Here is a 23,530-nt window from a genome sequence, read left to right on the forward strand (position 1 = left end):
GGCTGAAACCTTGGGCAAGGCCGAGTTGAAGGGTCGCACGTTCGGGGATACTGAGTTCGTGATAGGACATAGTGGCAGCACCGTACCGGAAAGGTCAGGTGTTGCACTCAGTTTTTGCGGCCGCCCATTATAAAAATTATTGTCAAGTCATCTCCCGAGGTTTTCTTTTTCTAAATAAACAATTAGAAGAGGATAACGATGGGATGCGTAAAACTATTTGAGGACTACTTACCAAAGAGACCTTATCACACTGACGATTTATTCAGCGGCTTAAAAATAAACAAAAAAGAAAAAGCAAAACTTGCAAGGCTTGTGCAACCTAACGGCCCTACGCATAGATATTGGATGGTTTTTGACTTGGATAGATCTGACGCCGGTATGCACTGGGATAACGTGGGGGCACCAGCTCCGAACCTAATAGCTCGCAATCCGGCCAATGGGCACGCTCATTTACTCTACCTGCTACAAACCCCTGTCCGAACAGCTATGGACGGCAAAACCGCCCCTTTACGCTACGCTGCAGCCGTTGAGGCAGGATTGCGTAACCGTCTAGGAGCAGACAGAGGCTACAGCGGCCTGATCTGTAAGAACCCCATAAATCCCCACTGGATAGTGACCCAATGGCAGGCCGATCCATACACCTTGGACGACTTGGCCGACTACATCGACCTAACCCCTGAAAAGGCCAAAGAAAAGCCCATAGAGGATTATGGCTTGGGTCGTAACTGTATGCTTTTTGACCAATTAAGAGCGTGGGCATACAAGGCGATTCGTCAGGGTTGGCCGACCTATGAACAATGGCTAAACGCTTGCCTAGACCGTGCCACCGGCTACAACGTTAATTTTACTACGCCGCTGGACATTTCCGAAGTAAAGCACACGGCCAAAAGCGTGGCAAAGTGGACGCATAGAAACTTTAACCGGGGCACCTTTGACGATTATGTCGCAAGAACCCATACAAGCGAGATACAGGCTTTCAGGGGTAAACAGAAGGGCAAGACCAAGAGAGAACGAGGTATTATCTTACTTGAAGCAGGAGCAACCATTAAGGAAGTCATGAAGGAGTTAAATGTAAGCCGTAGAACTGTATTTTATTGGAGAAAGCAACCCTAGCATTATAATTAGTGCAAAAGCCTATATCAGATAATAGCACGCCACCGGGTGTTTCTTCTTTCCACCCCATCCCCCCTTCCCTCCCCATATCCACCCACATATACATACACCGCCCCACCGATAGCCATAGAACGCACGAAAATGGTCAAAATCGGCCTGTATATACTCGATTGATACAAAGACACCACGAAGCCACCCCGCACGCCTAAAATGACTAATTACGTTACACCTCGCAGCATTATGGTTAGTGTAAAAAGCCTATATCAAAAACAGTCCCAAACAGCGTTAACCACTCAACCCATCACTTACCATGCTTTGGAGATATATCCTCCAACCTATATGTATGTATACATACATATCAAATTTCTTTCCTGATGAAAAATTCACACTTTTCCAAATTCATCGAAAACGGTGAATACCATTCACTCGGCTGGTGAGCGTAAATATCCCGAAAGCGATTTGGGGCAGTAACCAAAAATCGACTTTTTACAAAAATGATTTTCTTGAAAAAACCATCATGAAAATTTAACTTTTTTATCGGATTTTTTAGATATTTAATTTTTCCAACCATTGAATTATGGCGTACTTACAGCAAAAATCCTTGTCAATAGCAAAACGAAAATAAATATAAGGTCGGAGGTTAATGAGTAAATAGGGTTCGACTATAACTAAATTACTTAGTTGGGTTCTGCAACAAAGCACATCAAAAAATCAACCCCGGAAAGTTAAAAATCGCCCCCAGATTTACTTCACAAAAAAACATGGGGTATTGGTCACGTTAAAATTTTAAAAAACCGAAACTAGCCAATTTCCTACAATATATATCCCGGAAGCAAAACCCGAAACAGTTAAAGCTTTGGAGATATGACCTTGAAGCATTGACATATAAAAACGCTATGGTATTGGTATTATAACAACATAGGAGTTCTAATATATGAACAGGATGGAATATGCAGGAAAAATAGGCGGCATGGTTGGTGGATTTAAAAGACGTGAGCGTCAAAAATTTTTAATCATGTTCGTAAAGATAGTAGAAATGGATGAGCTTCATGATATCCGAATGACCTCAAACCTCGCTAAAAAGCTAATCGCAGCATTTTCAGGCTGCAAATCAATATCCAATGATGTTCTAATCAAGGAGTTTGCAAGAAGCGGGAACAGTGTCAAACAACAAAACCTCGACATGATTGTTCATTCATTAGTAGCACGATGGCAAGACTTCTACGAAGAGCAGTGGAGAGAGGCGAAAATAAAAATAGACATTGAAGCAGATGAATACAAGCAATCCATCATCGAAAAGTTTGATATACAAATATGAAATATGTATAATCCGCTTTACATACTTATACCCGTGAAGCTGGTTTTTGGCTTTGCGGACATATACCTACTCCCCCAGAGTAGAACACCCCGCTTATTCTTTCGAATACTCTAAACAGACACAGGTCTGAGGATATACCTCCAAAGCATTGTAGGCCGTTGACTGCACAGCGACTTCTACAAGGACACCAGCGATCGGTCGTATACAATTGATTGCCTAAAGTTTAACTATCTACTGCCGATACATATATTACACACACGCAACGCAAATTATGCTCTCACACAAGGTAAATACTTAATGAAAAATACAGCTGTGACTATATTCTGTATATCTCTGCTCGCATCATCTCATTCTTATGCTGAAGATGCGTATGACATTACATGCACCTTAGAAAGCGGCGATGTAATGACACTCAGTCACAGTAAAGATACTGCTTACGTAGCGTTTCTGGGGCCGAACGATGATCCGGACGAAGGCGGAAGCGTGATTAAGCTAGATATTCCGTCCGGTGGAGCACAGCAATATCTTGACAATAGCAGTGAGACTAAGAAGCTCTTCGTGCTTAGGGGAACTGACGATGACATTGAAGGTGCTGTCGCTGTGGGTTATGAAGATAATAAAGGAAAGCTGAATGCTTATTTCAGCACCATGAATAGCTTAGGGAAAGAGGTCGAAAGGTACACCTGTAAACCCCAGACAATTCGAGCAAGCCAAACACTGCTGACCGCAGGTATTGGGATAACGGCCCCCTCTCAGAAAAACCAGCTGGGATACACTGACAACAATGCAACAAATCCCAATACAGACTCTCCATTTAAAATATCTGTTAGCGAGGAATTATTCCAATACGGCACCATCAAGACCCCCTATAGAACAGTAAACATCGTCAGCACTTCAGACGACCTAGTAATTAATGGCGTTACAGTTAATCGAAATCAATGCTCAGAAAGCGTGGGAAACCCCAATAAGGCATTTAAATTACCGTTCGGCAAAACCATCACATATAAGTATAATATTCAAAGCAGACGATGCGATGTGGTTGAGATCATTGTCAAAACAAACAATAATAATTGGACCTTCAGGCCGTAAATATTTAGCCCACGCTATTCTATCAATAACGTATATTTCTGCCACCATCTGTGGCAGAAATATACCTGCTATCTATCACACAACAAATAGTATGACCCTGCACAAAAACCTACTTGTACCCACACCTTGAGCAAGTAGCACCAAAATCTTGATATGGCTCAAATGAACCACAGCCCCCACAAGTGTGAACCTTACCTTCACACGACAGACAAATGAAATTTGACCATTTACCACCGACTACAGCATCTTTAGCAAAATCGGCTGCAATTTTTGACTTTCCAAATAGCCCACCAGTTAAGAACGAAGCCCCCACACTAAATACAGAGCCTACATTCTCCCCAAATGTCCACTCCCTAAAACCCCTCTTTTCTTTGCAATAAGGACAGACACCAATAGCATTCATCACTTCGCTCCCTGTTTGAAATATTTAAATTTGCATAAAATCAAATTGCCATCATCACTTAAAAACTATTCGCCTTCAACAACGAAATCGGCCCCCAAAGCCACGGGTACAAGTCCCCGCACCTTTGGCGACCTCGATCATTATTATTAGAAAAAGGTAGACCCTGCGAACTGGGCATCATCAACAGCCGCTGGCGCGGCTACACCGCCGACCCGGACAGCTACTGGCGCAACTACTCTCGCCTGATCTACCAGATCGTCCTGGGCGCGGGCCTGTTGCTCCTGCTTTCCCTGGCCTGGAACGCCTACATGCGGCGCCAGATCAAGCAGCGGCAACAGGCCGAACGGGCGCTGAACGACCAGCTCGAGTTCATGCGCACGCTGGTCAACGGCACGCCCCACGCCCTCTACGTGCGTGACCGCGACGGCGTGCTGCAAAGCTGCAACGACAGTTACCTGGAGGCCTTTTCCACCTCCCGCGACGAGGTCATCGGCAAAACCGTGATGCAGGGCGCCTTGAGCAACGAGTTCGAGGCCCGGGAGTTCGAAGCCGACTATCAGCGGGTCATCGCCGAAGGCACGCCGATGATTCTCGATCGCGCGCTGTACATCGGTGATCGCCAGTTGACGATCTATCACTGGATCCTGCCCTATCGCGACTCCACGGGAGAGGTCCAGGGCATCATCGGCGGCTGGATCGACATCAGTGAACGGCGCCAACTCTTCGATGAACTACGCGCCGCCAAGGAGCAGGCCGATGACGCCAACCGCGCCAAAAGCACCTTCCTGGCGACCATGAGCCATGAGATCCGCACCCCCATGAATGCGGTGATCGGCATGCTCGAACTGACCTTGAAACGCGCCGACCAGGGCCATCTCGACCGCACAGCCATCGAAGTGGCCTACGACTCGGCCAAGGATCTGCTGGAGCTGATCGGCGACATTCTCGATATCGCCCGCATCGAGTCCGGTCGCCTGAGCCTGACGCCGGAGCGCGTCAGCCTGCGCGACACCGTCGAGTCGGTGATTCGGGTATTCGACGGCTTAGCGCGGCAGAAAAGCCTGAGCCTAGGGTTGGACTTCCAATCGAGTGTCGAACAGGCCGATGTGTTGATCGATCCACTGCGCTTCAAGCAGATACTCACCAACCTGGTGAGCAACGCCATCAAGTTCACCGAACGTGGCCAGATCAATATCCGCGTGCAAGTGCACGCTGGCACCGCGCCCCAACAGATCTGCATGCAGTTGCGGGTGGAGGACACCGGAATCGGCATCAGCGAAAGCGACCAGGCTCGTCTCTTCGAACCCTTTGCCCAGGCCGACGGCCCCAGCCACATGGCCCGGGCCGGCGCAGGGCTGGGGCTGGTCATCAGCCGCAGCCTGTGCGAAATGATGGGCGGGCAACTGACCCTCACCAGCCAACCGGGGACAGGCACTCAAGTCTGCGTGACGTTGCACTTGACCAGCCTGGCACCCCGGCTCGACGCCGATGAACAACAGCCCGAGATCACCACCGCCGGCACGCCCCTGAACATCCTGGTGGTGGACGACCACCCCGCCAATCGCCTGCTGATGTGCCAGCAACTGGGCTTCCTGGGGCATCGCTTCACCACCGCCCACCACGGTGGCGCTGGCCTGAAGGTTTGGGAAGACGGGCATTTCGACCTGGTGATCGCCGACTGCAACATGCCGGTGATGAATGGCTATGACCTGACCCGCGCCATCCGCCAGCACGAACAGCTCACACAACGGCCAGCTTGTACGATCCTGGGGTTCACCGCCAACGCCCAACAAGAGGAAAAACAGCGCTGCGCCACGGCCGGGATGGATGACTGCTTGTTCAAGCCCATCAGTCTGACCGCCCTCCACCAACGCCTGGCAGGGCTCAAGCCGCTGGCGGCCCGCAACGCCTTCAACCTCGATAGTCTGCATTTGCTGACGGGGGGCGAGCCGAAAATGATCCAGCGCCTGCTCGTCGAACTGCTGAGCAGCACCCAGCAAGATCGCCAGGCCCTGCTCGCCTTGCCCCATGACGGCGACCAGCAAGCCCTGATCGATATTGCCCACCGCATCAAAGGCGCCGCGCGTATGGTCCAGGCCTTGATGCTGACCCAGCATTGCGAAGCCTTGGAACAGGCGTGCGATGCACAGGCCAGCCACGAAGAGGTCGAGGCCTGCCGTAGCGCGATCGAGCAGGCCATGTTGGAGCTGGAGCAAACCCTGCAACGATATCTGCAATCCAACCCGGGGAACTGACACTTAACCCGGGGCCATCGCGCCCCGGGCACTTGGCCAGTCTTGCCTCGACAAAAACAAATCAAAAAGCCATCATCCCACCCAGTGACACACAGACTGCCAAAGCAGCCTGCGTGCCCTGGCACAGGTCCAACTCTCCAAGGCAGGTTGCTCCGGCCTTAACTATGCTTGAACGCTAAGCAGTGTGTACGACCACTCGGAGAGACTTGATGCCCAGCCCACTGCGCCCGGACAAACGCCGGTTCCCGCTGCACGTGCACATCAGCGTGATGTTTACCCTGCTGCTATTGCTGACCGGCACGGTGCTGGGCATTTTCAACTATCGACAAACCACCCAGATCATCCTTTCCAGCAGCCAGAAACTGTTCGATCGCATCGAACAGGACGTGCGCCTGGACTTGCAGTCAACCTACGAGCCCATCCGCCACCTGCTCAGCCTGCTGGCCCAGTACCCCCAAGCCCAGGCACCAGATCTGACGCAGCGCCTGGCGTTGCTCAAACCCTTCAGCCAGGCCCTGCGCGACAACACCAACCTGGCATCGCTGTACGTGGGCTATCCCGATGGCGACTTTTTCATGGTCCGGCCGCTGGCCACCCAGGCGTTGAAAGAGCGCTTCAAGGTACCGGACAACGCCGCGTACCAGGTCTGGAGCATCGAGCGCAGCCCCGACACTGGCACCACCCACTCGCAGACGCTGCTCTTCGACCGTTCGCTGAACCTGCTGGAACAACGCGACAACCCACGGGAGAACTACGACCCGCGGGCCCGCGAATGGTTTATCAGTGCCCGCAGCGATGACGACCAGATCACCACCGCACCCTACCTGTTTTTCTCCACGCGCAATGTCGGCACCACCCTGGCCCGACGCAGCGGCAGCGAGGCGGTGATGGGCGCGGACCTGACCCTGAACCAACTGTCCGCGACCCTGGCCAAGCACGTTGTCACCCCCAGCACCCAAATCGCCCTGTTCGATGCCGATGGCAACGCGGTGGCCTACCCCGACAGCAGCAAGTTGATTATCGAGAGCCAGACCGCGCGCCTTATCAAAGCCCGGGACCTGCATCCCGCACTCAAAGCCCTGCTCATGGACAACCCCGGCGGCAACCGCTTGACCCTCGACCGGCGCCAGTGGGTGGTCGCCCGCAGCAGCATGCACGAGGGCGGCCCCCAAGGCCTGCAACTGGCGCTGCTGGTGCCTGAAGACGAGTTGCTGGCCGATGCCTATCGCCTGCGCTGGCAGGGCGCGCTCATCACCTTGACCACCCTGCTCCTGTGCTTGCCCCTGGGCTGGCTGACCTCGCGCATTCTGGTACGCCCCTTGCGCGACCTGGTGGATGAAGCGGACGCCATCCGCAGTTTCGATTTCAACTACCCGGTGACACGCCGTTCGCCGGTACTGGAAGTCGATCAGTTGAGCCTTTCCATGGCTCGGATGAAGGAGACCCTGGCGAGCTTCTTTGAAATCACCGCCAGCCTGTCGGCCGAGACGCGTTTCGAACCGCTGCTGCAACGGGTGCTGTTCGAGACGGTAAAAATCAGCCAGGCCCAAGCGGGCCTGATCTACCTGCGCGACAGCGACGATGGTCGCCTTGAACCCCTCGGGCTGGTCATCGACGACATCGCCCAGGACCTGCCCCGCTTCCAGATCAAGGTCCAGACCCCACAGGACGAAACTGCCCCGCACTGGTTGCAGCAACTCAATCGTCAAGACAGCGCCGTTGCATCCCTGGGCTTTGAAGCAGCGCAAGACCTGCAAAGCGTGCTGCTGGCCATGCAATGCCCTCGAGCGCACTTGATTGCCATCCGCTTGCGCAACCGGCATAACGAAATGGTCGGGGTATTGGTGTTGTTGCTCGCCGACAGCGGCAGCGAGGCCGACCTGGAAAAACTGCGCCCTGACCGCATCGCCTTTATCCAGGCTGTTTCCGGCGCGGCGGCAGTGTGCATCGAGAGCCAACGGCTGCAAGCCAAGCAAAAACAGCTTCTGGACGCCTTTATCCAGCTATTGGCCGGCGCCATCGACGCCAAGAGCCCATACACCGGAGGCCATTGCCAGCGCGTACCAGCCCTGACCCTAATGCTCGCCCGCGCGGCTGCCGAGAGCCAACAACCGGCGTTTCGCGCCTACCGCCCCAGCGAGGACGAGTGGGAAGCCCTGCACATCGCGGCCTGGCTGCATGATTGCGGCAAGGTCACCACGCCAGAATACGTGGTCGACAAGGCGACCAAACTGGAGACCCTGTGCGACCGCATTCATGAAATCCGCACCCGCTTCGAGGTGCTCAAGTGCGATGCCTGGGTCAGTTTCTGGCAGGCCCGGGCCTTGGGCGGCGACGAGCAGCCACTGGCGGCGCTACGCGATGCCAGCCTGGCCAGCCTGGATGATGACTTTGCCTTTGTCGCCCGCTGCAACCTGGGCGGCGAATCCATGAGCGATGAGGATTTGCAACGCTTGCGCACCATCGCCGCCCGCACCTGGACCCGCACCCTGGATGATCGCCTCGGGGTTTCCTGGGAAGAGAATGCGCGCCAGGCGCGTACGCCCGCCGCCAGCCTGCCGGCCACCGAGCCCCTGTTGGCGGACAAGCCCGAGCACCTGTTCGAGCGCGCACCAAGCGAACTGATTCCGGCCGACAACCCCTGGGGTTTCAAGCTCGAGGTGCCGGCCTACAAGTACAACCGTGGCGAGCTGTACAACCTGAGCATCAACCGGGGCACCTTGACCCGCGAGGAACGCTACGTCATCAACCACCACATGGTGCAGACGATCCTGATGCTCAGCCACCTGCCGTTTCCCAGCCACCTGGGCAATGTCACCGAGATCGCCGGTGGCCATCATGAAAAAATGGACGGCACCGGTTACCCCAAGCAGCTCAAGCGCGCAGACATGAGCCTGCCGGCGCGCATGATGGCGATTGCCGATATCTTTGAAGCCCTCACCGCCGCCGATCGCCCGTATAAGAAGGCCAAGACCCTCAGTGAGGCGCTGGGCATCATGGCCGGCATGTGCCGTGATGCCCACATCGACCCGCAACTATTCGGCCTGTTCATCGAGGCGGGCATCTATCGCCAATACGCCGAGCAGTTCCTCGCGCCGCAGCAGATCGACCTCGTCGAACCCGACAGCTTGCTCAGCAAGGCTGGCCTCAAAGCCTGACTAACAGTCACTCAAGCGCAGGAACACCTGCGCCAACGCCTCGATCCCGGCCTGATCCTGCTCGGTAAAGCGGGCCAGCAAGGGGCTGTCCAGATCCAGCACGCCAATCAGGCGCCCGTCCTTGACCAGCGGCACCACCAACTCACTGTTGGATGCGCTGTCACAGGCGATATGCCCGGCGAAGGCATGTACGTCATCCACCCGCTGGGTCTGCAACGTGGCCGCAGCCGCGCCGCACACACCACGCCCGAACGGGATACGCACACAAGCGATCTGCCCCTGGAACGGGCCGAGCACCAGTTCCTCATGCTTATTGAGGTAGAAACCCGCCCAGTTTAGATCATCGAGTTGGTTGAACAGAAACGCCGAGAACTGCGCCGCATTGGCGATGAAATCACGCTCATCGGCCAGCAACGACTCCAGTTGCGCCAGGAGCAAGCTGTAGCCCTCTAGGCCCGCCACGTTTTGCTGCAAATCGATCATGGCTTTTGCTCCAGCAACTTGAGGCCCACCCAATAACGGGCGAACTGGTAGGCGCAACGCCCGTTGCGGTTGCCGCGCCCGGTGGCCCAGCGTACCGCAAGGATGTCCAGCTCCTCATCACGCTGCCAGGCCAGCCCGGCCTTGGCTGCGAGCTCGCCGACCCAGTGTTCGACCACGTTAAGAAAGTGCTCCTGAGTGAAGGGATAGAACGACAGCCACAAACCGAAGCGGTCCGACAGCGCGATCTTGTCTTCCACCGCTTCGTTGGGGTGCAGTTCACCGTCGACCATTTTCCAGTTCTCGTTGTCGCTTTCCTTCTCCGGCACCAAGTGCCGACGGTTGGACGTGGCGTACAACAAGACATTGTCCGGCGCCTGTTCCAGGGAGCCGTCGAGCACGCTCTTGAGCACCCGGTAGTCCCCCTCCCCGGTCTCGAACGACAGGTCATCGCAAAACAACACGAAGCGCTGGGGCAATTTTTGCAGTTGCTCGACCACACGCGGCAGGTCGGCCAGGTGATCGCGCTCGATTTCGATCAGGCGCAAACCGCGCTTGGCATGCTCAGCCAGCAGCGCCCGCACCAGGGATGATTTGCCCGTGCCCCGCGCGCCCCACAGCAAGGCGTGGTTGGCGGGCATGCCGTCGAGGAACTGCTCGGTGTTGCGGCCCAGTTGCTCACATTGCTTATCGACCCCGATCAGGTCGCTCAGGCGCATATCCAGGCTGACCTCCAGCGGCATCAGGTAGCCCGTGCGGCCATCGCGCTGCCAGCGCGCCGCCAGGCACGTCGTCCAGTCGATGGCGTGGCGCGGCGCCGGCAGCAAGGGCTCCAGGCGCGCCAGCACGGCGTCGGCACGTTCAAGAAACGCATTCAATCGAGAATCCACGACTTCTCCTCAAGGCTTGTTTGGACGATTTGTTGTAAAGCCAGGCCCCACGCCCGGCCACTGCGGGCCGTAACGGGATAAACACATAAACGAACTGCGCCGAAAAACAGCGATCATCGGCTATGCTTGCCCAGCGAAGGGAAACGGGACATGGCTCAGCATCCGATGGATATCAAGTTCACCAATCGCCTGTCCTACAAACAGGCCAGGCTCACTGTACTGGTCGGTTTCTTGCTGGGAACCCTGCTCAGCCTGCTGCAAATTGGCATCGATTATGCCAGTGAAGATGCCTCCATCAACCGTGAAATACACGCGCTCCTGGAAATCAGCCACAACCCCGCCTCGCGCATCGCCTACAACATTGACGCCGAACTCGCCCAGGAGCTGACCTTGGGCCTGTTGCGCTCGCCCGCCGTGATCGGCGCCCAGTTGATCGACAACAACGACAGCGTCCTGGCCAGCGTGCGCCGCCCCGGCCAGCAAAGCGGCTACCGGGTCATCAGCGACTTTCTATTCGGCGCCCAGCGCCAGTTCGAGGACCGCCTCTACCTCGACCATATGCCGGGCGAAGCCCTCGGCACCCTGCGCTTGGACATCGACACTTACGCCTTTGGCAGCCGTTTTTTGCGCCGGGCCGAAGTCACCCTGCTCAATGGTTTCGCCCGCAGCCTGATCCTCACGGGCATTCTGCTGGCGTTGTTCTACGTGATGCTGACCAAGCCACTGGTGCGGGTGATACGTGAACTGAGCCGCAGCGACCCGCGCAACAGCCAGCAGGCCAGGCTGGAGTTCCCCGCCGGCCATGAACATGATGAGATCGGCGTTCTGGTCAAGGTGGCCAACCAGCAGTTCGAGAACATGGCCACCGAAATCCGCCAGCGGCGCAACGCCGAAAATCGCCTCACCGATTACCTGGGGCAACTGGAAAACATCGTTTCGGCTCGCACCATGGAGCTCAAGGCGATCAACAGCCGCCTGAGCCAATCCAATGAAGAACTACAGCACGCCCGCACCACGGCGCTGGAAATGGCCGAGGCGCGGTCAGCGTTCCTGGCCAACATGAGCCATGAAATCCGCACACCGCTCAATGGCCTGCTGGGCATGATCGCCCTGTCCCTGGACAGCCCGCTCAACGCCGAGCAACGCCAGCAACTGGCAATCGCCCACGACTCCGGCAAAGTGCTGGTGGAGTTGCTCAATGACATTCTCGACCTGTCGAAATTCGACGCCGGCCAATTGGAGCTCGAACGCATCCCCTTCGACCTCGGCGCCCTGATCGAAGACACCGCCAACCTGCTCTCGCAGAATGCGGCGCCCAGCGTTGAACTGACCTGCCTGATCGACCCGCAATTCCCCGCCCTGGTGCTGGGCGACCCGACGCGGGTGCGCCAAATCGTCAGCAACCTGCTGTCCAACGCCCTCAAGTTCACCCGCTTCGGCCGTGTCGACGTGCGCCTCAAACAGGTGGCGGACGGGGTCAGGATCGAGGTCTGCGACACCGGCATCGGCATTGCCCAGGACGCCCAGGTGAAGATCTTCCAGCCTTTCACCCAGGCCGGCGCCGGCATTACCCGCCAGTTCGGCGGCACCGGTTTGGGCCTGGCGCTGACCTATAACCTCTGCGAAGCCATGCAGGGCCGGCTGATAATCAGCTCCGAAGCGGGTTTTGGCAGCCAGTTCTGTGCCGAGTTGCCCTTGCCTTGCCATACACCTGCCGTCACGCCCCAACCCTTGCGCGGTTGCATCGTCGCTCTGACCACGGCCGACAGTGGCCTGGCCGAGTTGCTGAACAGCCTGCTGCCCGGTTGGGGCCTGGACTACCATCGGCGCAACCTCGACGATTCATTGGCCAACCTCGACCCCGACTTGCTCATCAGCGATTGCCCGCAGTGCCTGTTCGGCCTGCGTCCGGGCCTCGCGGCGCCGATCCTGCTGGTCACCGCCTATGGCAATTTCCTGCCGAGCGAAGAAGCCAGCGCCCTGGCGCCACTGCAACAGCAGGCGCGGCCTTTGGCTCGCACGGCGCTGTACCAGACCTTGCGCCGCACTCTGCAAGTCGAAACCCACGTTATTGACGATGCCCAGCTCGCCACGCCGGCCCTGCAAGGCCGCGGGCGCATCCTTCTGGTGGAGGACAACCCGGTCAATCAACTGGTGGCCAAGGGCATGCTGGGTAAGCTCGGCTGCGAGGTCAGCGTCGCGGCCCATGGCGGCGAAGCCCTTGGCCTGCTGGAGCAAGGCTCCTTCGAGTTGGTGCTGATGGACTGCAACATGCCGGTGATGGATGGCTACGAGGCGAGCCGGCAGATTCGCCAGAGCGGGCGCTGGCCCGACCTGCCCATCGTTGCTCTCACAGCCAACGCCATGCCCGAGGAGCGCGAGCGTTGCCGTGCGGCCGGCATGGACGATTACCTGGCCAAGCCGTTTCGCCGCGAAGAACTGGCGGCCCTGCTCGACCGCTGGGTGCCACTCATGACAAAGCCTTGAGCTGACCCAGCAACTGATCCAGGCCTTCGCGCAAGGCCCCCAAGCCATCCAGATCCACGCCGCTATCGCACAACAGCCGTGCCTTGAGCGGTGCCACCGCATCGCGCAACGCCAGCCCTGGTGCGGCCAGACTCAAATGCACTTCCCGCTCATCCCGCGCCGAACGCTGGCGCTGCACCAACGCCATCTGCTCCAGACGCTTGAGCAACGGCGTCAGCGTCCCGGAATCCAGGCTCAGGCGCTCGCCCAGGGCCTTAACCGTGGGCTGCTCGGGCGGTGCGTCATGCCACTCCCACAGCACCAGCATCACCAGGTATTGCGGGTAAGTCAGGCCCAAGCGGTCGAGCATGGGCTTGTAGCCACGGATCACCGCCCGCGATGCGGCGTACAACTTGAAGCACAACTGACTGTCGAGTTGGAGCGAATTGGCTGACAGGTCCTTCATTTGAGCAAGGCTTCTATCTCGCCGGCCAACTCCTGGGGCTTGGTGGTCGGCGCGAAGCGCTTGACCCGTTGCCCGTCCTTACCGATCAGAAACTTGGTGAAATTCCACTTGATGCCCTGGGAGCCCAACAACCCCGGTGCGCGCTTCTTTAATTGCACGAACAGCGGATGGGCCCCGGCGCCGTTGACTTCAATCTTCTTGAACAACGGGAAAGTGACGCCGAAATTGAGTTCGCAGAATTGCGAGATAGCGCCTTCATCCCCCGGTTCCTGCTTGCCGAACTGGTTGCAGGGAAAGCCCAGCACCACCAGGCCTTGGTCCTTGTAGGTCTGCCAGAGCTCTTCGAGGCCCTTGTACTGCGGGGTGAAACCGCACTTGCTCGCGGTGTTGACCACCAACACGGCTTTCCCGGCGAAGTCCGCCAGGGTCTTTTGCTCGCCGTTGAGGGTGGTGCAAGGGATTTGCAGCAGTTTGTCGGTCATGGTTCAGGCGCTCCGTAGCGGAAAGAACGACAACCATAACGAGCAATTCAATTGCATACAATTGAATTGCTCAAAAAACAGCCCGCGAAGGGCTGCTTTCACTCAGGGCTGTGTCAGACGCGCGGCACCAGGTCCAGGCACACCGAGTTGATGCAATAACGTAAACCGGTGGGCGCCGGACCGTCGGGAAACACATGCCCCAGGTGCGCATCACAGTGGCTGCACACCACTTCGGTGCGAATCATGCCGTGGCTGACGTCGCGGATCTCGGTCATGGCGTTTTCGCCTATCGGCTCGTAGAAACTGGGCCAACCGCAGCCAGAATCGAATTTGGCCTGGGAATCGAACAGCGGTTCATTGCAGCAAATGCAGTGATACACGCCATCAACCTTGGAGTCGTTGTACTTGCCCGAAAACGGCCGCTCAGTGCCCTTCAGGCGGCATACGTTGTACTGCTCGGGGTCGAGCATGGCACGCCATTCTTCAAGGGTTTTCTCAAGCTTTGTCATCGTCTTACCTCTGTGGCTCAAAAAGCCTGATCTGTATCTTTTCCACGGATCAGGCGGCACGTATGATTGCGCCTCGTCAGACGCCAGTCTGGCAGCCGTGTCACGTGCATTCAAGCCGCTACGCCGGCCACAGGCCTGTGTGAGCACGCAGGATTCCCAGCCCGCAAGCACCGCGCTGCGCCTGGATCGTTCATTTTCGGGAACACATCGCCATGCAGGTCAGCAAATCGAACAAGCTCGCCAACGTCTGCTATGACATTCGCGGCCCAGTGCTCAAGCACGCCAAACGCCTGGAAGAGGAAGGCCATCGCATCCTCAAGCTGAACATCGGCAACCCGGCGCCTTTTGGTTTCGAAGCACCCGATGAAATCCTTCAGGACGTCATCCGCAACCTGCCCACAGCCCAGGGCTACAGCGACTCCAAGGGCCTGTTCAGTGCCCGCAAGGCCGTGATGCAGTACTACCAGCAAATGCACGTGGAAGGCGTCGGCATCGAGGACATCTATCTGGGCAACGGGGTGTCCGAGCTGATCGTGATGGCCATGCAGGCCTTGCTCAACAATGGCGACGAAGTCCTCGTCCCGGCCCCCGACTACCCGCTCTGGACCGCTGCCGTCACCCTGGCCGGCGGCAACCCGGTGCACTACCTGTGCGACGAGCAGGCCAACTGGTGGCCGGACCTGGCTGACATCAAGGCCAAGATCACGCCGAACACCAAGGCCCTGGTCATCATCAACCCGAACAACCCCACCGGCGCCGTGTACTCCAAGGAAGTGCTGCTGGGCATGCTGGAATTGGCCCGCCAGCACAACCTGGTGGTGTTTTCCGATGAGATCTACGACAAGATTCTCTATGACGACGCCGTGCACATTTGCACCGCCTCCCTGGCGCCAGACCTGCTGTGCCTGACCTTCAACGGTCTCTCAAAATCCTATCGGGTTGCCGGCTTCCGCTCCGGCTGGGTGGCGATTTCCGGCCCCAAGCACAACGCCCAAAGCTACATAGAGGGCATCGACATGCTGGCCAACATGCGCCTATGTGCCAACGTGCCAAGCCAACATGCGATCCAGACCGCCCTGGGCGGCTACCAGAGCATCAACGACCTGGTACTGCCCGCTGGGCGCCTGCTGGAACAGCGCAACCGTACCTGGGAACTGCTCAACGATATCCCCGGCGTCAGCTGCGTCAAACCGATGGGCGCGCTCTACGCCTTCCCACGGATCGACCCGAAAGTCTGTCCGATCCTTAACGATGAGAAGTTCGTCCTCGACCTGCTGCTCTCGGAAAAACTCCTGGTAGTTCAGGGCACGGCCTTCAACTGGCCATGGCCCGATCACTTCCGTGTCGTGACCCTGCCACGGGTCGACGACCTGGAGCAGGCGATTGGTCGGATCGGCAACTTCCTCAAGTCCTACCGCCAGTAAGTTCGTTGCGCTGTACGGCTTAAGCAAAGTCGTACAGCGAGCCATTCAGCAACACATCTTTGCCATTGCTCGCCTCATGCCATCCCAGGCTTCCATTTTAGAGACCTGAGAACCCGCATACCCAACGGCAGCAGGACCTTCGCGGAGAAAAAAAGATCAGACCAACCGGTGCATCTCGCGGGAAATACCCTACAGGCGGCTAAAAATCCACTGTAAGACACAGTTTGAAATAGTCACCCGGTTGAATAGCCCGGTGCAGCACCTTATATACCCCGCAGTACGCTACGTCTTTAGCATGAGGAGAGTTCTACAACCATGATGCGCATTCTGCTGTTTTTGGCCACTAACCTGGCGGTCGTGCTGATTGCCAGCATCACCCTGAGCCTTTTCGGCTTCAACGGGTTCATGGCGGCCAACGGGGTTGACCTGAACCTCAATCAGCTGCTGATCTTCTGTGCGGTCTTCGGTTTTGCCGGCTCCCTGTTTTCGCTGTTCATCTCCAAGTGGATGGCGAAGATGAGTACCAGCACCCAGATCATCAGCCAGCCGCGCACTCGCCATGAACAATGGTTGTTGCAGACTGTAGAGCAACTGTCCCGCGAAGCCGGCATCAAGATGCCCGAAGTCGGGATCTTTCCGGCCTACGAGGCCAACGCCTTCGCTACAGGCTGGAACAAGAACGACGCACTGGTCGCCGTAAGCCAGGGCCTGCTGGAGCGCTTTTCCCCGGATGAAGTCAAAGCCGTGCTGGCCCATGAAATCGGCCACGTCGCCAACGGTGACATGGTCACCCTGGCACTGGTGCAAGGCGTGGTGAACACCTTCGTGATGTTCTTTGCGCGGATCATCGGCAACTTCGTCGACAAGGTGATCTTCAAGAACGAAGAAGGCCAGGGCATCGCCTACTACGTAGCGACCATCTTCGCCGAACTGGTACTGGGCTTTCTGGCCAGCTCCATCGTCATGTGGTTCTCGCGCAAACGCGAGTTCCGCGCCGACGAAGCCGGCGCCCGGCTGGCCGGCACCAACGCGATGATCGGTGCGCTGCAACGCCTGCGCTCGGAACAGGGTTTGCCCGTGCACATGCCTGACACCCTGAATGCCTTCGGCATCAATGGTGGTGTCAAGCAAGGCCTGGCTCGCATGTTCATGAGCCACCCACCGCTGGAAGAGCGTATCGACGCTCTGCGTCGCCGCGGCTAACAACCAAACAAAAAGGGGTGACTGTGTCACCCCTTTTTGTTTGCCCGTGGCTCAGCGTTTGCTCAACTGATAAACCCGCTCATCCAAGCGCGTGACGCCACCCTTGAGGAACTTCCAACTCTCACCCAGGATGTCTTTCTCGTACCCGATCCGCAGTTGCCAATCTGCCCCGAACAGCTGCTGGACCTCTGGGTCAGTGACCGCAAACGGCGGCCCGTTCATCTGCGACTGATCGTAATCGAGGGTAATTAGTAACCCTTTACAGCCGTCCTTGAGGATGCGTTCCAGGTGCTGGGCATACTGCTCGCGCATCGGCTCAGGCAACGCGATCAGCGCAGCCCGATCATAAAAAGCCGCACACTCAGCAACATCCTCGGCACTCAAGGCGAAAAAATCCCCACACCACACCTCCAACGTTCCGGCCTGATAGACACGGAAAGCACCACGCTGGCAGAGCTGTGGTTCCACCTGTTGTTCCGCGAAAAAGTCCTCCACTGCCTTGGCCGACAGCTCCACCCCCAGCACCCGATACCCCTGCCCCGCAAGCCAGCCCATATCCAGGCTTTTTCCGCACAACGGCACCAGCACCTGGCTGCCCGGAGCCAACCCCAAACCAGGCCAGAATTGCGGCAAGTAAGGGTTCACTTCAGGTAAGTGGAAACCAATCTGGTCGCGCTCCCAGCGCTTGTGCCAAAACTCTGGCTGCATAAACACCTCTGATAAATCGATCAAAAAGCGCTAAAACTTATATTAGATTTAGATCAATGATCTGGCTGAAGATGGCGTCATCTTAACGCTCAGGACCGTCTTATGCTTCCCAGCCTGTTTATCTCACACGGCTCGCCCATGCTGGCACTTGAACCCGGCGCCAGCGGCCCGGCCCTGGCCCGATTGGCCGCCGAGCTGGAGCGGCCCAAGGCCATAGTAGTGGTGTCCGCCCACTGGGAAAGCCAGGGCCTGCGGGTCAGCAGCCATCCGCACCCCAAAACCTGGCACGACTTTGGCGGCTTCTCCGCCGCCCTGTACGCCGTGCAATACCCCGCCCCCGGCCAACCCGAATTGGCTGGCGAAGTCGCCGGGTTATTGCACGCCGCCGGCCTGCCGGCGGAATTGGACGCCCAACGGCCGTTCGACCACGGCGCTTGGGTGCCGCTTTCGCTGATGTACCCGCGCGCCGACATACCGGTGGTGCAGGTGTCGTTGCCCAGCCATCTGGGCCCGGCTCTGCAAACCCGCGTTGGCCGCGCCCTGGCGGACCTGAGGGCGCAAGGCGTGTTGTTGATCGGTTCTGGCAGCATCACCCACAACCTGGGCGAGCTGGACTGGCGCGCCGGCCCCGAGACCATCACACCCTGGGCCCGGGAGTTTCGCGACTGGATTGTGGACAAACTCCAGGCCGGCAATGACGCCGCCCTCGACGACTATCGTCGCCAGGCCCCCAACGCCGCGCGCAACCACCCCAGCGACGAGCACCTGCTGCCGCTGTACTTCGCCCGAGGTGCCGGCGGGACCTTCGGCATCGTCCACCAGGGCTTCACCCTTGGTGCGCTGGGCATGGACATCTACCGGTTCGACTGAGCCGCAGCCGCCCAGACGAAACGCCAGGCATAAAAAATCCCCGAACCAGTCGGGGATTTTTCATGTGCGATCAATCAACCCGCAAGCGGATCAATCTTCGCGATAGCGACGCAGTTTGAGCTGCTTACCGGCAACGCGAGTGTCTTTCAGTTTGGTCAGCAACTTCTCCAGACCATCTTCCGGCAACTCGACCAGGCTGAAGCTATCACGCACTTGGATACGACCGATCGCTTCGCGCGCCAGGCCACCCTCGTTGAGGATAGCGCCCAGCAGGTTCTTGGCGGCGATGCCATCACGCGCGCCCAACGCGGTGCGGCAACGGGCACGACCTTCGGCCAGTGGAACCGGAGCGCGGCGCTCGCGATCACCACGGTCCGGACGGTCGCCGGTACGCTCAGGACGATCGCCACGGGGTGCGTTGTTCGGCACCAGTGGGCGTTCTTTCTCGATGGCCGCCAGGGTCAGGGCTTGACCGTTGGTGGCCTTGCGCAGCAAGGCTGCGGCCAGGGCGCGCGGGGTGCAACCGATGTCGGCGGTCAGGCGATCGAGCAGATCGCCGTGGGTCGATTCGGCGTCAGCCACCAGCGGCGACAGGCTGTTGGTCAGCTTCTTGATGCGCGCATCGAGCACAGCCTGGGCGTCTGGCAGGCGAACTTCGGCAACTTTCTGCCCGGTCACGCGCTCGATCACTTGCAGCATGCGGCGCTCGCGTGGCGTCACCAGCAGCAGCGCACGACCTTCGCGACCGGCACGGCCGGTACGGCCGATACGGTGCACGTAGGACTCAGGGTCGTAAGGCATGTCCACGTTGAACACGTGGGTGATGCGCGGAACGTCCAGGCCACGGGCGGCAACGTCGGTCGCCACAACGATGTCCAAACGGCCATCCTTGAGGGATTCGATCACGCGCTCACGCTGGTTCTGGGCAATGTCACCGTTCAGTGCAGCGGCTTTGTAGCCTTTGGCTTCCAGGGCGCTGGCCAGGTCCAGGGTTGCTTGTTTGGTGCGCACGAACATGATGAGGGCGTCGAAGTCTTCGACTTCCAGCAGGCTCAATACAGCCGAGGTCTTCTGGTCAGCGTGAACCAGCAGGTGTGCCTGCTCGATCGCGGTAACGGTCTGGGTCTTGGTCTGGATCTTCACGTGCTGCGGATCGCGCAGGTGGCGCTCGGCGATGGCACGGATCGACTGTGGCAGGGTCGCCGAGAACAGTACGGTTTGGCGGCTGGCGGGCAGGGCTTTGAAGATGACTTCCAGGTCATCCATGAAGCCCAGCTTGAGCATTTCGTCAGCTTCGTCCAGAACCAGGTGGTTCACGGTCGCCAGCACTTTTTCGTCGCGACGCAGGTGGTCGCACAGGCGGCCCGGGGTGGCGACGACGATTTGTGCGCCGTTGCGGATGGCTTTGAGTTGCGGGCCCATGGGCGCGCCACCGTAGACAGCCACGACGGTAACGCCCGGCATTTGCTTGGCGTAGGTTTCAAAAGCGGTTGCTACTTGCAGCGCCAACTCACGGGTTGGCGCCAGGATCAGGGCTTGCGGTTCGCGCTTAGCAGGATCGATGCGGTGCAGGATCGGCAGGGCGAACGCGGCAGTTTTACCCGTACCGGTTTGCGCCTGACCAATCATGTCGTGACCGGCCATGATGATCGGGATCGATTGCTGCTGAATAGCCGAAGGTTCTTCGTAGCCGGTTGCGATGACGGCGGCGAGAATGTTCGGATTAAGATTAAAAGCGGCGAAGCCGCCGGTTTCCTGGGTCATGGGTCTGCCTCTAAGTGCATCCGCAAAGACCCATGCTCCAAAGCTGCGCATGCCGTGTAAGACTCAAGAGTCGCCCTGGCTGCTTTGTCGGCGGGGATTTGCGAAAACGAATGAATGAAAGGATCGTCAAGGAAGAGTCCGTTTGTACGGACGTGCAGCCGAAGCTGACTTCGGGGAATTGCGCTACCTGAACGCGGCCTGGCTAAAGGCCGGCGCGCACTATACCGGAATTCACCAAAAAAGGGAGTTTTTTTTAATGCCCAAGCCGAGCGCAGGCCTTGATGTCGCGGGCTTTGCCCATTCCCGTGCCAAGGTCGACGCTCTAAAAGCCTGAGCCTGCCAGGTGAGAGGCTTAAACGTTTCATCGCTGCGCCCCTGTGCCGCGGACAACCGTCATCACTCAAGCCGGCGTTCGGGGCTGTTCAAGGGGCGCTGGCCCACGATCAGGTCGCGGGGCGCATCGCCTTGATAAGCGCCTGCAGCGAATAGCCCAGGCGGGGTGCCAGCGCCTCGGCCCGGGCGGTCAGGGCAGGCAGGTCCAGCTCCTGCTCCAGGTCGGCGGGCACGATCAGGATCACGTTGCCCTCCTTCACCGGCAGTTCCCAGTAATGTCGGTGGTAAAGGCCGCGCAGCAACGCCGCGCCCAGGGGTTTGCCGTCATCCGTGGCCCATTGGTTGATGACCAGCCAACCGCCCGGGTTCAGGCGTTTCTGGCAGTCGGTCAGAAAACCCCAGGCCAGATGCCCTACACCGGGGCCGACATCGGTATAGAGGTCGACGAAAATCAGGTCGGCGGATTCGGCGCTGGCCAGCAGCTCCAGGGCATCGCCCACGCGGATATACAGGCGCGGGTCGTCGTCCAGCCCCAGGTACTCGATGGCCAGGCGTGGCACGTCGGGGCGCAGCTCGATGGCTTCGACATCTTCCAGGGGCAGGAACTTGAGGCAGGCCTGAGTCAGCGTGCCGGCGCCCAACCCCAGGAACAGCGCGCTTTCCGGCGCCTCGTGGCACAGCGCGCCAATCAGCATGGCGCGGGTGTAGTCGTACTCCAGCCAGCTCGGGTCGGCGGTGAACACGCAACTCTGCTCGATGGCATCGCCAAACTCGAGAAAGCGGTAGTCCGCCACTTCCAGCACGCGAATCACGCCGTACTCGTCCTGCACCTCGGCGAGCAAATGCTCGACGCGCTCCTCAGTCATTTCGTCTCCTGATCGCCGCCGGGCCCGGCGACGCAATAAACTGCCGGTTGAACGCGGCAAAGGCGCGATTGTGGGCGAAGCAGCGCGCACAGGTCACGTACTAATTGCTGATAACATGCCGCTCCCACCGTAAAACACTAGAGCCTGCGATGAGCCAACCCTGGAGTCCCGATAGCTGGCGTGCCCTGCCGATCCAGCAACAACCCCACTACCCCGACGCGGCGCATTTGCTGCGGGTCGAGCAAAGCCTGGCCAGTTACCCGCCGCTGGTGTTTGCCGGTGAGGCCCGGGAGTTGCGCCGCCAGTTTGCCGAAGTGACCCAGGGCCGCGCGTTCCTGCTGCAGGGCGGTGATTGCGCCGAAAGCTTTGCCGAGTTCTCGGCGGCAAAAATCCGCGACACCTTCAAGGTGCTGCTGCAAATGGCGATTGTCATGACCTTTGCCGCCGGTTGCCCGGTGGTCAAGGTCGGGCGCATGGCCGGGCAATTTGCCAAGCCGCGTTCAGCCAATGACGAAACCCTCGCCGGCGTGACCCTGCCGGCCTACCGTGGCGATATCGTCAACGGCATCGGTTTCGACGAAAAAAGCCGCGTGCCGGACCCGGAACGCCTGCTCCAGGCCTATCACCAATCCACCGCCACCCTGAACCTGCTGCGCGCGTTCGCCCAGGGCGGGTTTGCCGACCTGCACCAAGTGCACAAGTGGAACCTGGATTTCATCGCCAACTCGGCCCTGGCCGAAAAGTACAGCCATTTGGCCAACCGCATCGACGAGACGCTGGCCTTTATGCGCGCCTGCGGCATGGACAGCTCGCCGCAACTGCGCGAAACCAGTTTCTTCACCGCCCATGAGGCCCTGCTGCTCAATTACGAAGAAGCCTTCGTGCGCCGCGACAGCCTGACCAACGACTACTACGACTGCTCGGCCCACATGCTGTGGATCGGCGACCGCACCCGCCAACTGGACGGTGCCCATGTCGAGTTCCTGCGCGGGGTGAACAACCCCATCGGGGTCAAGGTCGGCCCGAGCATGAACACCGACGACCTGATCCGCCTGATCGACACCCTCAACCCGGACAACGACCCCGGGCGCCTGAACCTGATCGCGCGCATGGGCGCCAGCAAGGTGGGCGACCACTTGCCACAGCTGATTCGCGCCGTGGAACGCGAAGGCAAGCAGGTGCTGTGGAGCTGCGACCCGATGCACGGCAATACCATCAAGGCCAGCAGCGGCTACAAGACCCGCGATTTTGCGCAGATCCTCGGCGAAGTGAAGCAGTTCTTCCAGGTTCACCAAGCCGAGGGCAGCTATGCCGGCGGCATTCATATCGAGATGACCGGCCAGAACGTCACCGAGTGCATCGGCGGCGCCCGGCCAATCACCGAGGATGGCTTGTCGGATCGCTACCACACCCACTGCGACCCACGGATGAACGCCGACCAATCCCTAGAACTGGCCTTCCTGATCGCCGAAACCCTCAAGCAAGTCAAACGCTGAGCCCCGCCTAGACAGGGTCAGCGGCCCAAAGGGTCGCGCCAGCACGGGTCTGCCGTGCTGGCGCGCACATCCGCCGGGTTCAGGCCGATATCCCGGAGCGCGTCATCGCTGAGCCCCGCCAACAGCCGCCGCTCTCGGCGCACCTCGCGCCAGCGGCCGAGCCGTTGCAGCAGCGGGCGCCACGGCGCCTGGGTCACTACCAAAAAGCCGCGTTGAGCTTTCATCATCCTGTTCTCC

20 protein-coding genes and 1 pseudogene are annotated in these 23,530 nt (G+C 58.6%); 11 read left to right on the forward strand and 10 right to left on the reverse strand.

The annotated features are described in order from the left end of the window. Positions 1 to 198 precede the first annotated feature (198 nt). The 3 genes from AC19YT_RS18085 (at position 199) to AC19YT_RS18095 (ending at position 3,520) form a co-directional block, all read left to right on the forward strand. Positions 199 to 1,113, forward strand: coding sequence for a replication initiation protein (locus AC19YT_RS18085; protein WP_500610752.1), 915 nt, complete (start codon positions 199 to 201; stop codon positions 1,111 to 1,113). Between the two features lie 934 nt (positions 1,114 to 2,047). Continuing rightward, positions 2,048 to 2,431, forward strand: coding sequence for a hypothetical protein (locus tag AC19YT_RS18090; RefSeq protein ID WP_500610753.1), 384 nt, complete (start codon positions 2,048 to 2,050; stop codon positions 2,429 to 2,431). 297 nt (positions 2,432 to 2,728) lie between these two features. After that, on the forward strand, positions 2,729 to 3,520 hold the full coding sequence (locus AC19YT_RS18095; RefSeq protein ID WP_500610754.1) for a hypothetical protein: 792 nt from the start codon (positions 2,729 to 2,731) through the stop codon (positions 3,518 to 3,520). A gap of 109 nt (positions 3,521 to 3,629) precedes the next feature. On the opposite strand, the gene AC19YT_RS18100 is transcribed toward AC19YT_RS18095, so the two are convergent. After that, positions 3,630 to 3,923: a hypothetical protein gene (locus AC19YT_RS18100; protein ID WP_500610755.1), complete on the reverse strand. Its 294-nt coding sequence runs from the start codon at positions 3,921 to 3,923 to the stop codon at positions 3,630 to 3,632. 161 nt (positions 3,924 to 4,084) lie between these two features. On the opposite strand from AC19YT_RS18100, the pseudogene AC19YT_RS18105 reads away from it, so the two are divergent. Beyond that, positions 4,085 to 6,178: pseudogene (locus AC19YT_RS18105) on the forward strand (ATP-binding protein); the annotation flags it as partial. A 209-nt stretch (positions 6,179 to 6,387) separates the two neighbouring features. Further along, positions 6,388 to 9,336 (forward strand): HD domain-containing phosphohydrolase, encoded by a 2,949-nt coding sequence (locus AC19YT_RS18110; protein ID WP_500610756.1) that lies wholly within the window; start codon positions 6,388 to 6,390, stop codon positions 9,334 to 9,336. Here AC19YT_RS18110 and AC19YT_RS18115 read toward each other — a convergent pair whose 3' ends face one another. Beyond that, positions 9,337 to 9,819: a free L-methionine (R)-S-oxide reductase MsrC gene (locus AC19YT_RS18115; protein WP_095107509.1), complete on the reverse strand. Its 483-nt coding sequence runs from the start codon at positions 9,817 to 9,819 to the stop codon at positions 9,337 to 9,339. Continuing rightward, a complete protein-coding gene (locus AC19YT_RS18120) occupies positions 9,816 to 10,706 on the reverse strand; it encodes an ATP-binding protein (protein WP_500610757.1) in 891 nt (296 codons plus the stop codon). The genes AC19YT_RS18115 and AC19YT_RS18120 overlap by 4 nt, the downstream gene beginning before the upstream one ends. Positions 10,707 to 10,871: 165 nt before the next feature. Between AC19YT_RS18120 and AC19YT_RS18125 the strand changes: the two genes are divergently transcribed. Then, complete coding sequence (locus tag AC19YT_RS18125) at positions 10,872 to 13,193, forward strand: hybrid sensor histidine kinase/response regulator (protein WP_095107507.1); 2,322 nt, start codon at positions 10,872 to 10,874, stop codon at positions 13,191 to 13,193. On the opposite strand, the gene AC19YT_RS18130 is transcribed toward AC19YT_RS18125, so the two are convergent. From AC19YT_RS18130 to msrB, 3 genes are all read right to left on the reverse strand, one after another. Further along, positions 13,177 to 13,638, reverse strand: a complete 462-nt coding sequence (locus tag AC19YT_RS18130; protein ID WP_095107506.1) for a MarR family winged helix-turn-helix transcriptional regulator — start codon at positions 13,636 to 13,638, stop codon at positions 13,177 to 13,179. The two genes, AC19YT_RS18125 and AC19YT_RS18130, sit on opposite strands and share 17 nt — an antisense overlap. Next, positions 13,635 to 14,120 carry a glutathione peroxidase gene (locus AC19YT_RS18135; RefSeq protein ID WP_095107505.1) on the reverse strand — a complete coding sequence of 162 codons (486 nt, stop codon included), beginning with the start codon at positions 14,118 to 14,120 and terminating at the stop codon, positions 13,635 to 13,637. Before AC19YT_RS18135 ends, AC19YT_RS18130 begins: the two co-directional genes overlap by 4 nt. A gap of 113 nt (positions 14,121 to 14,233) precedes the next feature. Beyond that, the gene (gene msrB, locus AC19YT_RS18140; protein WP_095107504.1) at positions 14,234 to 14,629 is read right to left on the reverse strand and encodes a peptide-methionine (R)-S-oxide reductase MsrB; all 396 of its coding nucleotides are present in this window, start codon (positions 14,627 to 14,629) and stop codon (positions 14,234 to 14,236) included. A gap of 212 nt (positions 14,630 to 14,841) precedes the next feature. Between msrB and AC19YT_RS18145 the strand changes: the two genes are divergently transcribed. Next, positions 14,842 to 16,053, forward strand: a complete 1,212-nt coding sequence (locus AC19YT_RS18145; protein WP_095107503.1) for a pyridoxal phosphate-dependent aminotransferase — start codon at positions 14,842 to 14,844, stop codon at positions 16,051 to 16,053. A 315-nt stretch (positions 16,054 to 16,368) separates the two neighbouring features. Continuing rightward, the gene (gene htpX, locus AC19YT_RS18150) at positions 16,369 to 17,256 is read left to right on the forward strand and encodes a protease HtpX (protein WP_095107502.1); all 888 of its coding nucleotides are present in this window, start codon (positions 16,369 to 16,371) and stop codon (positions 17,254 to 17,256) included. 51 nt (positions 17,257 to 17,307) lie between these two features. Here htpX and AC19YT_RS18155 read toward each other — a convergent pair whose 3' ends face one another. Then, positions 17,308 to 17,964, reverse strand: coding sequence for a thiopurine S-methyltransferase (locus tag AC19YT_RS18155; RefSeq protein ID WP_500610758.1), 657 nt, complete (start codon positions 17,962 to 17,964; stop codon positions 17,308 to 17,310). Between the two features lie 102 nt (positions 17,965 to 18,066). On the opposite strand from AC19YT_RS18155, the gene AC19YT_RS18160 reads away from it, so the two are divergent. Continuing rightward, the gene (locus AC19YT_RS18160) at positions 18,067 to 18,834 is read left to right on the forward strand and encodes a DODA-type extradiol aromatic ring-opening family dioxygenase (RefSeq protein WP_500610759.1); all 768 of its coding nucleotides are present in this window, start codon (positions 18,067 to 18,069) and stop codon (positions 18,832 to 18,834) included. A 90-nt stretch (positions 18,835 to 18,924) separates the two neighbouring features. On the opposite strand, the gene AC19YT_RS18165 is transcribed toward AC19YT_RS18160, so the two are convergent. After that, positions 18,925 to 20,598 (reverse strand): DEAD/DEAH box helicase, encoded by a 1,674-nt coding sequence (locus AC19YT_RS18165; RefSeq protein ID WP_095107499.1) that lies wholly within the window; start codon positions 20,596 to 20,598, stop codon positions 18,925 to 18,927. Between the two features lie 142 nt (positions 20,599 to 20,740). On the opposite strand from AC19YT_RS18165, the gene AC19YT_RS18170 reads away from it, so the two are divergent. Then, a complete protein-coding gene (locus tag AC19YT_RS18170) occupies positions 20,741 to 20,932 on the forward strand; it encodes a hypothetical protein (RefSeq protein ID WP_176465052.1) in 192 nt (63 codons plus the stop codon). A gap of 109 nt (positions 20,933 to 21,041) precedes the next feature. On the opposite strand, the gene AC19YT_RS18175 is transcribed toward AC19YT_RS18170, so the two are convergent. Beyond that, positions 21,042 to 21,797: a spermidine synthase gene (locus AC19YT_RS18175; protein WP_500610760.1), complete on the reverse strand. Its 756-nt coding sequence runs from the start codon at positions 21,795 to 21,797 to the stop codon at positions 21,042 to 21,044. Positions 21,798 to 21,946: 149 nt separating this feature from the next. Between AC19YT_RS18175 and AC19YT_RS18180 the strand changes: the two genes are divergently transcribed. Next, complete coding sequence (locus AC19YT_RS18180) at positions 21,947 to 23,293, forward strand: class II 3-deoxy-7-phosphoheptulonate synthase (RefSeq protein WP_095107497.1); 1,347 nt, start codon at positions 21,947 to 21,949, stop codon at positions 23,291 to 23,293. 17 nt (positions 23,294 to 23,310) lie between these two features. Here AC19YT_RS18180 and AC19YT_RS18185 read toward each other — a convergent pair whose 3' ends face one another. Beyond that, positions 23,311 to 23,520 (reverse strand): YjiS-like domain-containing protein, encoded by a 210-nt coding sequence (locus AC19YT_RS18185; protein WP_256576509.1) that lies wholly within the window; start codon positions 23,518 to 23,520, stop codon positions 23,311 to 23,313. Between the last annotated feature and the right edge of the window lie 10 nt (positions 23,521 to 23,530).

Source organism: Pseudomonas sp. MF08875 (assembly GCF_059862525.1).